Below are 14,296 nucleotides of genomic sequence, written 5' to 3' on the forward strand. Positions count from 1 at the left end.
CGTCCCTGGCACCCGGCGGACCTGGAATGCGAAGATCTTCCGCCTATGCCGAAGATCACCCAGGGGGTTCGGGCGGGTTACGCGGCCGGGTCGTTCGTCACCGGCGCGTTCGGCACCGTGCCCGGACTGCTCCTGCTGCCCTACCTGACCGACGGCCTGGCCGTGCCCGCCGCGGTCGCCGGGCTGCTGGTGCTCGTGCCGAAGGCCTGGGACGTGCTGTTCAACCCCGTGGCGGGCCGCCTCAGCGACCGGGCGGGCGTGCGGCGGCCGTTCCTGCTGCGCGGCGGCCTGGCCACGGCGGCGCTGTTCGCGCTGCTGTTCGCCGGGCCGTTCACCGGGGCCGGTGCGGCGGTGTACGTGGCGCTGGTGTTCCTGGCCTGCGCGACGGCGTACGCGTTCTTCCAGGTCCCGTACGTGGCCATGGCCGCGGAGATCACCGAGGACTACGACGAGCGCACCCGGCTGATGGCGTGGCGGATGGCGTTCCTGGCGCTGGCGATCCTGCTCAGCGGCGCGGGCGCGCCCGCGGTGCGCGACCTCGTCGGGTACCCCGGCATGGGGGTCGCGGTCGCGGCGGTGATGGTGCTGGGCACCGCGGTGGTCTTCGCGGGCACGCGCGGCGTGCCCGCGGTCCGGCGGGCGCCGACGGCCGCGTCGCCGCGCGAGCTGCTCGCGGCGGTGCGCGGGTCGCGGTCGTTCCGGTCGCTGCTGGCGGTGTTCGTGGTGCAGGCCGTGGGCCTGGGCACGATGCTCGCGGGCGTCGACTACTTCGCCCGGCTGGTGCTGGGCGACCGGTCGTGGCAGCCCGCGCTGTTCGCCGGGTTCGTCGGGCCCGCGCTGCTGGTCATGCCGCTGTGGCAGCGGGTCGGGCGGCGGCGCGGCAAGCGGTTCGGCCTGGTGGCGGCGTCGCTGGTGTTCGCGGTGGCCGTGGTGGGGCTGCTGGCCTCGCCGGTGCTGCCGGTCGGCGCGGTGCTCGCGCTGATGGCGGTGGTCGGCGTCGGGTACGCCGGGATGCAGGTGTTCCCGCTGGCGATGCTGCCGGACGTGATCACCGCCGAGGAGGAGCGGGTCGGCGCGACGCGCGCGGGCCTGTTCGCCGGCGTGTGGACGGCCGGCGAGACGCTCGGCCTGGCCCTGGGCCCCGGCGTGTACGGGCTGGTGCTGGCGCTGGGCGGGTACGTCGCGAGCACCGGCGGCTCGGTCGCCCAGTCCCCCGGCGCGGTGACCGCCGCTCTGCTCGGGTTCACCACCGTGCCCGCGGTGCTGGCGGTGGTGGCCCTGCCCCTGTTGCGTGAGGAGACCTCTCGATGACCGACGTCCTGGCCGAGCTGCGCGCGTTGCGGGCGGGAGACCTGCCCACGCACGGCGGGCGCACGCTGGCCTACGTCTACGACAGCGCGCTGCCGGGCCTGGACGAGCTGGCGGCGTCCGCGCACGCGCTGGCGTCGTCGGTGAACGGGCTCGACCCGACCGCGTTCCCGAGCCTGCTGCGGCTGGAGAACGACGTGGTGCGCACCGCGGCCCGGCTGCTCGGCGGAACCGCCGGGACCGTCGGCGCGGTCACCTCGGGCGGCACCGAGTCGTGCCTGCTCGCGGTGGTCGCGGCGCGGGACTCGCGGCCGGGCGTCGCCTCACCGTCGATGGTGCTGCCCGAGACCGCGCACGCGGCGTTCCACAAGGCGGCGCACTACTTCGGGGTGCGGGCGGTGCCCGTGCCGGTGGACCCGGTGACGTTCCGGGCCGACCCGGCGGCGGTGGCGGCGGCGATCGACGACTCCACGGTGCTCGTGGTGGCCAGCGCGCCGTCCTACGCGCACGGCGTGGTCGACCCGGTGGCCGAGATCGCGGCGGCGGCCTCCTCGCGCGGGGTGCGGTGCCACGTGGACGCGTGCATCGGCGGGTGGGTGCTGCCCCACGCCGAGGGGGTGGCGCCGTTCGACTTCTCGGTGCCCGGCGTCACCAGCATCTCGGTGGACCTGCACAAGTACGCGTACTGCCCGAAGGGCACGTCGGTGCTGCTGCACGCCCACGCCGACCTGCGCCGCTCGCAGTACTTCGCCAGCGCGGCCTGGCCCGGCTACACGATGCTGAACCCCACCACGCAGTCGACGCGTTCAGGTGGTCCCCTGGCCGCCGCCTGGGCGGTGCTGCGCCACGTCGGCGACGACGGGTACCGGGAGTTGGCGCGGCGGGCGTTGGAGAGCACGCGGGTGCTGCGCGCCGGGATCGAGGAGGTCGACGGGCTCCGGGTGCTCGGCGCGCCGGAGGCCACGCTGCTGGCGGTGGCCGCAGACCGGGACGACTTCGACGTGTTCACCGTGGCCGACGAGATGAAGGCGCGGAACTGGTACGTGCAGCCGCAGTTCGCCTTCGGCCCCTCGCCCGCCAACCTGCACCTGACCGTCACCGCCGCCAACTCCGGGCACGAGCAGGAGCTGCTGGACGACCTGCGCGCCTCGGTGGCGGCGGCGGTCGGGGCCGGGCCGGTGGAGGTGGCGCCGGAGGTGCTGGGGTTCATCGGCTCGCTCGACCCCGGCGCGTTGACCCCCGCCGAGTTCGCCGGGCTCCTCTCGGCGGCCGGGATGGGTGGCGAGGGCGTGCTGCCGGAGCGGATGGCGACGGTGAACGCGCTGCTCGCGGCGGCGTCGCCCGCGCTGCGCGAACGGCTGCTCGTGGAGTTCCTGGGCGCGCTGTACTCCTGAGGCGGGGTCGGGCTCCCGAGGCGGGGTTGGGCCGTTTGCGCGATCATGGGGGTCGTGCACCTTGATCTGAGCGGGAAGACGGCACTGGTCACCGGTTCGACGCAGGGCATCGGCGAGGCCATCGCGGTGGGCCTGGCGCGGGCCGGCGCGCGGACGGCGGTCAACGGGCGCAAACCGGACGCGGTGGACGAGGCGGTGGCGCGGCTGCGGGAGGCCGTGCCGGGCGCCGAGGTGGTGGCCGCGCCGGGTGACGTGGCCAGTGCGGAAGGCGCTTCGGCCCTGGTCGACGCCCTGCCGGTGGTCGACGTCCTGGTCAACAACGTCGGCATCTTCGGCTCGCGCCCGGCCCTGGAGATCACCGACGACGAGTGGCGGCGGTACTTCGAGGTCAACGTGCTGGCGGCGGTGCGGCTGACCAGGGCGTACCTGCCGGGGATGCGGGAGCGCGGCTGGGGGCGGGTGCAGTACATCGCCAGCGACTCGGCCGTGGTGATCCCCGCGGAGATGATCCACTACGGCGTGTCGAAGACGGCGCTGCTGGGGGTGTCGCGCGGGTTCGCCAAGGAGGCGGCGGGCAGCGGGGTGACGGTGAACTGCGTGATCGCCGGGCCGACGCGCACGGGCGGGGTCGAGGACTTCGTGTACGAGCTGGTGGACCGGTCGCTGCCGTGGGACGAGGCGCAGCGGGAGTTCATGCGCCTGCACCGGCCGCAATCGCTGCTGGGTCGGCTGATCGAGCCCGAGGAGATCGCGAACCTGTGCACGTACCTGGCCTCGCCGTTGGCCTCGGCGACCACCGGGGCGGCGGTGCGGGTGGACGGCGGGTACGTGGACTCGATCGTGCCGTAGCGCGTCGCGCGTGGCGCGGTTAGAGGTTTGTTAGAGGCTCGGCGGACGATCTCGGCGTCTTCACGAACAGCGCAGAGGAGAACCATGCCGAGTCGAGTCGAGTTCCTGCGGTCCTGCGCGGCGGTCGTCGCCGCGGCCGTCCTGGCGGTCGTGGGCACGACGGCCACCGCGAGCGCGGCGCCCGACCAGTCCACCGACCAGTCCGACGCCGGGTTCCGGTTCCGGAACGACAACAGCGGGCTGTGCCTGTCGATCCCGGGCGGTTCCCGGACCGTCGGCGTGCAGGCCACGCAGTTCGACTGCGAACCCGACACCGCGGCCAAGCAGTTCGTCGTCCTGGACTGGTACACCGACGGCTACGGCAACCCGGTGATCGGCCTGTCGCCCTACGAGAGCTTCTTCGGCGACCGGCCCCTGTGCCTGGGCGTGCCGGGCGGCTCCACCACCCAGGGCGCGGCGGTCGCGCAGTTCGAGTGCTCCGGCAACAGCGACCAGATGTGGGCGTGGGACAAGGCGTCGCGCCTGCGGAACGTCAAGACGAACCAGTGCCTGTCGGTCTACGCCGGGTGGACCTCGCCCGGGGTCGAGATCATCCAGTGGGGTTGCGGGGACGGCGCGGCGCAGAAGTGGCGCCTGTACTGATCGACCGAGGTCGTCGGAGCGGGACCGCGGTCCCGCTCCGACCCGCCGGGCGCGGTGCGAGGGGTCCGCGCCCGGTGGGCCGGTGGTCTGCCGCACGCCGACCCCCGCCGGATCAGGGGCGCCGGGCGGCCAGGTGCGGCGGGAGCCTCAGGCTGTCCTCGTCCAGGGTCAGCTCGGCCAGCACCCGCCGGCACTCGTCGCGGTGGCGCGAGGCGGTCGCGGTCTCGCCGAGCGCGTCGTGGGCGACGTGCAGCCTGGCGAGCGTGCGCGCCACCTCCACCGGCGTGTCGATCCGCCGCCACAGCTCCAGCGACTCGACCAGCGGCGGCACGGCCTCCCGCCAGCACCCCCGTGCCGCGTGCAGGTCGCCGCGCAGGCGCACGGCTCCGGCGAGCAGGTACTCGTTGCCCAGCAGCTCGCCCGCCCGCACCGCGGCGTCGACGTGCCCGGCGGCGGCGACCAGGTCGCCCCGGCCCAGGGCCACCTGCGCCGACGCGGCCCGGACGAACGCGGTGCCCGTGTCGTCCCCGATCTCCTCGGTGATGCCGAGCATCTCGGCCAGCACCCCGTCGGCCTCCGCCCACCGGCCCAGGTCCGCCAGGGCGACGGCGAGGTTGTAGAGCTTGAGCGTCACCTCCCGGGACCTGCCGGACTCCCGGGCCCGCGCCACCGCCTCCTCCAGGAACGGCAGCGCCAGCTCCGGGCGCCCGGCGTCGACGTGGGCGTTGCCCAGCCCGGCCAGGGCGCTGGCCAGCAGGGACGGGTCCACCCCCGGCTCACGTGACAGCCGGACGGCCTGGTCCAGCCAGGGCAGCGCCTCGGCGAACCGGCCGAGCACCCGCGCCGCGCGGCCGGCCTGCCACAGCGCCATCACCTCCGCGCCCCGGTCGCCCGACGCCCTGGCCAGCTCCAGGTGCTCGGCGGCGATCGCGGGCAGCTCGGTGAGGAGTTCCACCTGGCTGCACGCCTCGTAGAACGCGGGCAGCAGCCGGAGGAGCAGCGCCTCCAGGCCCCGTCCGCGGACCTCGGCGACCACCCGGCGGAACAGGTCCTCGCGCTGGTGGTCGTGCGCGCGCAGGGTGAGGAAGCCCGACATGTGCAGCGCCAGGCGCGCGGCGAGGTCCGGCCGCCCCGAGCGCAGGGCCTCGTCGACCGCCACCCCGACGCCGTGCCGCTCGGCCTCGAACCACTCGACGGCCAGGTCCCCGGCGATGCCCGGCGCGGCGCGCGGTGGCCGCGGCACGGGGAGGCCGGCGGAGTAGGTGGTGCCGTGCGGCACGAGTTCGTCGGCGGTGGCCGCCAGCGCGAGCCAGCCCGACACCACCCGGGTCACCGCCTCGTCGCACTCCCCCGCGTCGTCCTCCTCCGCCACCCGTTCCCGGGCGAAGTCGGCGACCAGGTCGTGCAGCCGGTACCGGACCTGGCCGACGGCGTCCTTGCCGGTGGTGTCGACCAGGTGCGCCTCGGTGAGCCGGTCCAGCAGCCCGCGCAGGGGTTCGCCGACCAGCTCCTCGGCCACCCAGCGCGGCCAGTCCGGCGCGGCCACCAGCCCGAGCCTGCGCAGCAGCCGCCGCGCGCCGGGGTCGAGGGCGCGGTAGCCGAGCGCGATGCCGGCCCGGACGTCCAGGTCGCCGACGACGAGTTCGTCCAGGCGGGCGCGCTCACCGGCCAGCCGCTCGCGGAACTCCCCGAAGGTCCAGTGCGGGTTGATCGCGAGCCGGGCCGCCGCGATGCACACGGCCAGCGGCAGGTTCCCGCAGAGCCGGACCACCTCGCGCGCCGCGTCCGGCTCGGCGACGGCGCGGTCCTCGCCGGCGATCCGCGTCAGCAGCGCGAGGGCGTCGTCCCGGTCGAGCAGCGGCACCTGGTGGCGGGCCGCGCCCAGCAGCGCCCCGAGCTGCCGGCGCGACGTCACCGCGGTGGCGCACCGCCCGGTGCCGGGCAGCAGCGGCCGGACCTGCTCCTCGCTCGCCGCGTCGTCCAGCACGAGCAGCACCGCGCGGTCCGCGAGGTGGCTGCGGTACGCCGCGGTCCGCTCGTCGCGGTCCTCGGGCAGCGTCGCGCCGTCGACGCCCAGGGCGCGCAGGACGTTGCCCGTGACGGCGTGCGGGTCGGCGGGGTCGGGGTGCGCGCCGCGCAGGTCGACGAACACCTGCCCGTCCGGGAACCGCGCGGACACGGCGTGGCCGACCGCGACGGCGAGCGCGGTCTTGCCGACACCACCGGGCCCGACCAGCACGGCGACCGGCGGCGACGCGTCGGTGGTCCGCCGCAGCGAGTCCGCGATCGCCGCGACGAGGGCGTCCCGACCGGTCAGCTGCGCGGCCCGGGGCGGCAACTGGCGCGGCTTGCGCACGGCGGCGCCCACGACCGGCACCTCGTCCCGCAGCACCCGCCGCTCCACCTCCCGCAGGGCCTGACCGGGCTCGATGCCCAGGTCGTCGACGAACCTGCGGAAGGTCTCGCGGTAGGCGGCCAGCGCGTCGGCCTTGCGGCCCACGGCGGCCAGGGCGAGCAGGTGCACCTCGTGCAGCCGCTCGCGGTACGGGTCCTCGGCGATCGCGGCGACGACGTCCCTCGCCACCGCGTCGAACCGCCCGAGCGCGAGCATCGCCTCCAGGCGCGCCTGCGCGGCCTCGGCCTTCTCCTCACCCAGGGTGCGGCCCATCGCCGCGGCCCAGTCCCCCGGGACGTCGACCAGCGCCGGTCCGCGCCACAGCTCCAGCGCCCCGGTCAGCGCGGTGACCGCCCGGTCGTCGTCACCCCGCGCGGTGGCGTCCCGCGCCTCGGTCACGAGCGAGCGGAACTCCAGCAGGTCCAGGCGGTGGCCGTCGAGGTCGAGCACGTACCCGGCGGGGCGGGTGGTGACCAGGTCCGCGCCGCAGGCGGTGCGGACCGCGCTCACCGCGTTGTGCAGCTGGGCCTTGGCCGTGCCGGGCGGGTCGGACCACAGGAGGTCGACCAGGCGGGAGGCCGGCACCGGGTGGCCGGCGTTGACCAGCAGGACCGCGAGCACCAGCCGTTGCCTGCCGCTCAGCGGCGCCGCGTCCCCGGGCCGCCCGTCCGTGAACGGGCCCAGGATCCCGAAGTCCACCAGCTCGCACCCCCGGCGGAACCGTACACGGTGGACTTGGGGCGGGATTCGCGGTTCGCGGGTCATCCGACCCAGGGGATCTTCGGGATCGCGGCGCGGAATTCGGCGAGGCCTCGGCCGGCGGCCCGGTGTCGACGCGCGCGAGCAGGTCGCCGATTGACTGGCGCTTGACGACCTCCGCCCGTTGCCTGACCCACCGGTTGAACAGCCACCACCCGATGTCCGCCTGGGCGTCGGGGCGATCCGGCAGGTCCGATAGCAGGGTGCGGTCCACGAATCGGGAGTGGTCGCGGAGGTGCTTCTCGCAAGAAGGCTCCACGGGCGCCGGTGGTGACAGGCGGTAGTTGACCGAGCCGATGTGGTGAGCCCGCACCGCGGATCCGCCCCGCACCTCGCCGCTGATGTCGTCGTGGGTCTCGCCGCCACCGCTCACGGCGGCGACATAGCGCCCCGTCACGGTGCGTGCACACCCAACCGCAGAAACGGCAGAAATCGATTCAGCCAGGCTGATCAGCCCAACGGAAGTGACTACTTTTGGACGACACTGTCGGTTGCAAAAGTTTCCGCCACCGACCAGGAAAGAGAACAGTAACCGCTCGAACACGCGCCGCGACGAACGATAGGAACTGTTGATAACCCGCGCGGGGCTTCTTCTATGGCCGGTTCGACCATTCAGTGGATTTCTTGTGCGGCCGTCGGCCGCGTAGCGTGCTCGACACATCAACGCCCACATCCGCCAAGGGCAGCAGAGGTAACACCATGAGCACCGACAACGCGGATTACCGCGAATTCCTCGTCGTCATCAACGACGAAGACCAACACTCGATCTGGTTCGCCGACCGGGACCTCCCGCCGGGGTGGCGAGCCGAGGGCAAGAGAGGCTCCAGGGACGACTGCCTCGCCCACATCGACCAGGTCTGGACCGACATGCGCCCGCGCAGCGTCCGAGAGCACCTCGCCGCCCAGTCCGGCTGACGGCGCTCTCGTCCGACCTCTCGAAGAATTCACCCCGTCCTCGTGAACGGGGCGTACGCCGCCGTGCGCAGATTCGGCCGCCGGGTATTCCCGGTGGCCCCTTCAGGCATGCGCGGGAAACACATCAGCCGGGGAGGTATTGGTGCACACGGAATCGTTGCCACGGCTCGCGCCCGCACTGCCGTTGCAGAGCGGGATGATCGCGGCCGGGTTGCGGGACCCGTCGGCCGGGACGGATGTGATCCAGTGCGTCCAGCACTGGCCGAACGGGCTGGACACCGACGCCTACCTCGCGGCGTGGCGGGCGGCGGTGGAGCGCCACCCCTTGTTGCGCACCCGGTTCGCCTGGCGGGCCAACGGCGGCATGGAGCAGTGGGCGGGCCCGAGCGGGGACGTCCCGGTGCGGTTCGACGATTCGGTGACCGACCTCGACGCGTTCCTGGCCGCCGACCGGCGCTCCGGGGTGGACCCGGTCTCCGGGCCGCCGCTGCGGGTGGTGGCGCTGCCCGGTGACGTTGTGGTGGCGACCTTCCACCACGCGATCCTCGACGGGCGGTCGCTGGCCATGCTGCTGGGCGAGATCGACGACGACTACGCGGCCCGCCGCGCGGGTGGCGCGCTGGAGTTCCCGGAGCGCCCGGACTTCACCGACTACGCCCGCTGGTACGACGCCCGGCCGTCGTCCGCGCGGATCGCCGAGGAGCGGTTCTGGGCCGCCGAGCTGTCCGGGTCGGCCGAACCCGGGCCGCTGCCGCTGGAGCACGCGGGCACGGGCACGCCGGTGATGGCCACGGCGGGCGTCGACCTGACCGACGCGGAGAGCGCGGCGGTGCGCGCGCTGGCCGACGGCGCGGGCGTCACGGTGAACACCGTCGTGCTGGCCGCGTGGGGGCTGCTGCTGGCCGTGCACGCGCGGCGCGACGAGGCGGTGTTCGGCGTGACCCGGGCGGCACGGCACGGCACGGTCGAGGGCGCGCGGGACATGCTGGGCCTGCTGCTGGCCACCGTGCCGCTGCGGCTGCCGGTCGACCGGGACGCGCCGGTGGCCGACTGGCTGCGGTCGGTGCGGGAGCGCTCGGTCGCGGCGCGCGACCACCAGCTGTGCCCGCTGCCGGCGATCCAGCGCGCCGCGGGCCACGACGCGCCGCTGATGGGCAGCCTGGTGCTGTTCGAGCACCAGGAGATCAACACGGTGCTGGCCGCGCGGTCCTCGTCGCCGCCCGGTAGACGGGTGCGCATCCTGCGCACCCCGGGCTACGCCATGACGCTGTACGCGTTCGCCGAACCGCACCTGAGCCTCCAGCTCATCCACGACACCGGCCGCTTCCCGGGCTGGGCCGCCGACGCGCTGCTGGCGCGGGTGCGCGACCTGCTCGCGGGCATGGCCGAGGACCCCGGCCGACCGGTGCGGGAGCTGACCGGGCCGCGCGGCGACGAGCTGCGGCTCCTCCTGCGCGACTGGAACGACACCGCGGTCGACCTCGACGAGACCGCGACCGTGGTCACCCTGTTCGCCGAGCAGGTGCGCGCGCGGCCGGGCGCGGACGCGGTGTTCGACGGCGAGCGCTGGATCGACTACGCCGAACTGGACGAGCGGTCGAACCGGCTGGCGCACGTGCTGGTCGAGCGGGGCGCGGTAGCGGACCGGCCGGTGGGGTTGGCGCTGCCGCGCGGCGCGGACCTGGTCGTCGCGATGCTCGCGGTGCTCAAGACCGGTGCGGCGTACCTGCCGCTGGACCCGGCCAACCCGGCGGCGCGGGACGCGGTGGCGCTGCGGGAGTCCGGCACGCCGCTGGTGGTGACCGACCGCCCGCGCCCGCTGCCCGAGGGGGTGGCCGGCGTGGTGCTGTCCGAAGTGGACACCCGGGCGAAGTCCCCGGTGTTCCGGGCGGTCGCGGCGCACCCGCAGGGCGTCGCCTACGTCAACTACACCTCCGGCTCCACCGGCAGGCCCAAGGGCGTCGCGGTGCCGCACCGGGGCGTGGTGCGGCTGGTGACCCGACCTTCGTTCGCCCGGTTCGGTCCCGGGCAGACCTTCCTGCACCTGTCGGCGACCGCGTTCGACCTGACCACGCTGGAGGTGTGGGGCGCGCTGCTGACCGGCGGCCGGGTGGTGCCCGCGCCGGAGGGCCCGGTCGAGCCGGCGGTGCTGGCCGGCCTGCTGCGCGAGCACCGGGTGAGCGTGCTGTGGTTGACCGCCGGGCTGTTCCACGCGCTGGACGCGGACCTGCTCGCGGACGTCGAGCAGCTGCTGGCCGGCGGTGACGTGCTCGCGCCGGACGCGGTGCGCGCGGCGCTGCGGGCGCGCGGCGGCAAGCCGGTGGTCAACGGGTACGGGCCGACGGAGAACACGACCTTCACCTCGTGCCACGTGATGACCTCCGCCGACGAGGTCGGCGCCACCGTGCCGATCGGCGCGCCGGTGCAGTCCGGCGCGGTGTACGTGCTGGACGAAGAGATGCGGCCGGTGCCGGTCGGCGTGCCCGGCGAGCTGTACGCCGGCGGCGACGGCCTGGCGCGCGGGTACTGGGCCGCGCCCGGCCCGACCGCGGCGAAGTTCGTGCCCGACCCGTTCGCCGAGCGGCCCGGTCAGCGGCTGTACCGGACCGGCGACCTGGCGCGGTGGCGGCCGGACGGCGTGCTGGAGTTCCTGGGCCGCGCGGACCAGCAGGTGAAGGTCCGCGGCTTCCTGGTCGAGCCGGCCGAGGTCGAGGCCGTGCTGCGGGAGCACGCCGGCGTCGGCGCGGCGGCCGTGCTGCCCGTCGGCGACGGCGACGCCCGGCACCTGGTGGCGTACGTGGTGCCCTCCGGTCCGCTGGACGTGGACCGGGTGCGGGCGCACGTCGCGGAACGACTGCCCGCCTACCTGTGCCCGGCGCGGTACGTGCCGCTGCCGGAGCTGCCGCTGAACCGCAGCGGCAAGGTGGACCGGGCGGCACTGCGTTCGGTCCGCGCCCCGGGCGCGCGGGGCGCGGGCCGAACTCCTCCCTCCTCGGCCACCCAGCAGCGGTTGGCGCGGCTGTGGCAGCAACTGCTGGGCGTGCCGGAGGTGTGGGCCGAGGACGACTTCTTCGCGGTGGGCGGCAACTCGCTGCTGGCGGTGCGGCTGGCGTTCCGGGTGCGCGAGGAGTTCGGCGTGGAGGTGCCGGTCGCGCGGCTGCACCGGGCGCGGACGCTGGCCGCGTGCGCGGCGGTCCTCGACGCGGCCGCGCACGAGGGGGCCGGGCTGTCGGCCGGCATCACGCGCCGGGACCGCTCGGCCTACCGGATCGCGGTCTCCCCGGGTTCGCCGGCCGGGACCGTGCCGGTCCGGATCGCGCAGGTGCCGGCCAGACCGGCCCCGGCGCCGCCGGCCCGAAGCGCACCGGCCCGGCCGCCCGCGGCGGACCACCTGGTGGCGCCCGCCGGCGGTGGCGACTGGGCGGCGTGGCGGTGGGTCGAGCTGCGCGGCACGGGTTTCGGCATCGAGCCGCTGCTGGCGGTGTCCAGCCCCGGAGCGGCGCGGGCGGCGGAGGAGGCGCTGGCCGCCGAGGACGCCCTCGGCGAGGCCCGGTGGTCGGCGTTCCGGCTGCTGCGCGAGGTGGAGGACCGGGCGCACGGCGAGCAGCGGTCCGCGCTGCGGCGCATCGGGCGGCTCGTGCGCAAGGGCCGGTTCGCGGAGGCGCGGGCGGCGCTGGCCGCGGTGCCCGAGCTCGTCGACCTGGGCGCGGTCGCGGAGACGCCGCCCGCGGCCGCCTCCGCGACCACCGTCACGAGCACCGCCGAGGTGCAGCTGGTGCTGGCGCGGACCGGGGTGGACGCGGCGCTGGTCGCCGCGGCCGAGGCCACCGCCAGGCACGAGGCGCTGCTGGCCGCGTACGCCGACCGGTTCGAGGAGGGCCGCCGGGCCGCGGCCGTGGTGCTGCGCGAGGTCAGCGGCGACCCCCGGTTCCGCGAGGCGGTCGCCTGGCAGAACCCGAGGGCGTTGCAGACCGCCGTCGACGCGCTGCACCGGGCCCTGTCCGGCGGGCGACCCGCCACGCGCAACGTCGACTACCGCCGCTGGGAGCACACCGTCGTCAGCTACCTCCAGCGGTACTGCGCGAAGAACGACACCATCGGGTTCTTCGGCCCCGTGGGGTGGGCGCGCGTCGAGGACGACGCCCCCGCCGCGATCACCGCGGCGCCCGGCCCGGACCTGATCGCCTCGCGCACGGTCTACCTGGAGAACTGGGCCGTGCAGCAGCTCGCCGAGGCGCTGACCACCGACGCGGTGCGGCCGTGGGCGGTGCCGAGGCGGATGCCGTTCGTGCACGTGGAGGGCGACGTCCTGCGCGTGCCGATGACCGGGCCGGTGCGGCTGCCCGCGCCGGACGCCGCGGTGCTCGCCGCGTGCGACGGGCTGACCCGCCCCGACGCGATCGCCGAACGCCTCGGGCTGCCGGCGGACGACGTGCTGGCCGTCCTGGAACGGCTGCGCCTGGCCAAGCGCATCGCCTGGACGCTGGAGGTGCCGCCGGAGGCGCTGGTGCCCGAGGACTCGCTGAGGGAGCAGGTCGCCGCCATCGGCGACGACGACGCGCGGGCAGGCGTCGAGCAGCGGCTCGCCGAGATCGAGGCCGGTCGCGACGCCGTGCGCGCCGCGGTGGGCGACCCGGACCGGCTGGTGCGGTCCATCGAGGACCTGCACGAGCGGTTCACCGCCGTCACCGGCGCCGCCGCGGTGCGCAGACCCGGGCTGTTCTACGCCGGGCGCACCGTGGTGCACGAGGAGTGCCGCCGCGACCTCGACGTCACCCTCTCCCCCGGCCTGCTGGACACGCTGTGGTCGCCGCTGTCGCTGGTCCTGGAGGCGGCGCGCTGGTACACCTCGGCCGGCGCGGCGCTGTACGGGCGGGCGCTGCGCGAGGTCTACCGGCAGCGCGTCGCCGCCACCGGCGACGACCACGTGAACCTCGCGGACTTCTGGCTGTGGGCCAACGACACCATCTTCCGGCTCGACGAACGGCTGATCGGCCGCCTGGTCCGGGCGTTGCAGCAGCGCTGGGCCACCGCGCTGGGCGACGGCGACCAGGCCGAGCCCGGCCGGGTCCACCACCGGGTGGCCGACGTGCGGGACGCGGTGCTCAAGGCGTTCGCCGCGCCGCGCCCCGGCTGGCGCGGCGCCGTGCAGCACAGCCCCGACGTGCTCATCGCCGCCCGCGACGAGCAGGCGATCCGGGACGGCGACTACCGGTGGGTGCTCGGCGAGGTGCACCCGGGCGTGAACACCATGCGCTCGGCCCTGTTCGTCTCCCAGCACCCCGACCCCGAGCAGCTGCGCGAGGCGATGCGGCGCGATCTGGACGGGCCGCGGGTCGTGCTGGCCACCACCCGCGAGGAGGGCGGCACGCCGCAGCGCCTGGCCGACGCCCTCGTGCTGCCCGAGGACCTGAAGATCGTGTTCGGGCACGACGCCTGCGGGCCCGGCCTGCGCGACGCGGTGCCGGTCGGCTCGTGCGACGTGGTCGAGGTCGGCGGCCGGCTGCTGGCGCGCAGCCGGGACGGCCGGGTCGACCTGGACCTCGTCGAGCTGCTCAACGAGCAGGTGATGGCCCAGCTCGTGCAGCACTTCCGGTTGCTGCCCGCCGGGGAGCACACCCCGCGGGTGAGCCTGGACCGGCTCGTGGTGGCCCGCGAGGGCTGGCGGCTGCCGAGCGCGAAGTGCGGTTTCGCCTTCGCCGCCGACGAGCCGACGCGGTACCTGCGGGCGCAGGCGTGGCGGCGCGAGCACGGCATGCCGAGGTTCGTGTTCGTCAAGAGCCCGGTGGAGCACAAGCCGTTCTACGTCGACCTGGCGAGCCAACCCTCGGTCGAGCTGTTCGCGCACGCGGTGCGGGCGCTCGACCGCGAGAAGCCGGAGGCCCTGATGGGTGTGGGCGAGATGCTGCCCGGCCCGGACCAGCTGTGGCTGACCGACGCGCGCGGCGCGCGGCACACCGCGGAGCTGCGGGTCGTGGCGGTGGACCGGCGCGGCAGGCCGGAGAAGGCGGAGGCACAGCGGTGAACGCGGGAG

Annotated in this window: 7 protein-coding genes and 1 pseudogene; 6 read left to right on the forward strand and 2 right to left on the reverse strand. The window is 75.4% G+C overall.

All coding sequences use genetic code 11. The features are described 5' to 3' along the window. Positions 1–45: 45 nt before the first annotated feature. The 4 genes from ABD223_RS17195 to ABD223_RS17210 all read left to right on the forward strand — a co-directional run bounded on the left by ABD223_RS17195 (position 46) and on the right by ABD223_RS17210 (position 4,193). A complete protein-coding gene (locus ABD223_RS17195; protein ID WP_344037246.1) occupies positions 46–1,311 on the forward strand; it encodes an MFS transporter in 1,266 nt (421 codons plus the stop codon). Next, positions 1,308–2,702, forward strand: coding sequence for a pyridoxal phosphate-dependent decarboxylase family protein (locus ABD223_RS17200; protein ID WP_344037247.1), 1,395 nt, complete (start codon positions 1,308–1,310; stop codon positions 2,700–2,702). Before ABD223_RS17195 ends, ABD223_RS17200 begins: the two co-directional genes overlap by 4 nt. Positions 2,703–2,756: 54 nt before the next feature. Continuing rightward, on the forward strand, positions 2,757–3,551 hold the full coding sequence (locus ABD223_RS17205; RefSeq protein WP_344037248.1) for an SDR family NAD(P)-dependent oxidoreductase: 795 nt from the start codon (positions 2,757–2,759) through the stop codon (positions 3,549–3,551). Positions 3,552–3,635: 84 nt separating this feature from the next. Next, positions 3,636–4,193, forward strand: a complete 558-nt coding sequence (locus ABD223_RS17210) for an RICIN domain-containing protein (RefSeq protein WP_344037249.1) — start codon at positions 3,636–3,638, stop codon at positions 4,191–4,193. 112 nt (positions 4,194–4,305) lie between these two features. On the opposite strand, the gene ABD223_RS17215 is transcribed toward ABD223_RS17210, so the two are convergent. Continuing rightward, positions 4,306–7,287 (reverse strand): AfsR/SARP family transcriptional regulator, encoded by a 2,982-nt coding sequence (locus tag ABD223_RS17215; protein ID WP_344037250.1) that lies wholly within the window; start codon positions 7,285–7,287, stop codon positions 4,306–4,308. A gap of 115 nt (positions 7,288–7,402) precedes the next feature. Beyond that, positions 7,403–8,020: pseudogene (locus tag ABD223_RS43570) on the reverse strand (hypothetical protein); the annotation flags it as partial. A 26-nt stretch (positions 8,021–8,046) separates the two neighbouring features. On the opposite strand from ABD223_RS43570, the gene ABD223_RS17220 reads away from it, so the two are divergent. Then, on the forward strand, positions 8,047–8,262 hold the full coding sequence (locus ABD223_RS17220) for an MbtH family protein (RefSeq protein WP_344037251.1): 216 nt from the start codon (positions 8,047–8,049) through the stop codon (positions 8,260–8,262). 142 nt (positions 8,263–8,404) lie between these two features. Further along, positions 8,405–14,287 carry an amino acid adenylation domain-containing protein gene (locus ABD223_RS17225; protein WP_344037252.1) on the forward strand — a complete coding sequence of 1,961 codons (5,883 nt, stop codon included), beginning with the start codon at positions 8,405–8,407 and terminating at the stop codon, positions 14,285–14,287. Positions 14,288–14,296: the final 9 nt, after the last annotated feature.

It is taken from the genome of Saccharothrix xinjiangensis (genome assembly GCF_039527585.1).
In the GTDB taxonomy this organism is placed as follows: Bacteria; Actinomycetota; Actinomycetes; order Mycobacteriales; family Pseudonocardiaceae; genus Actinosynnema; species Actinosynnema xinjiangensis.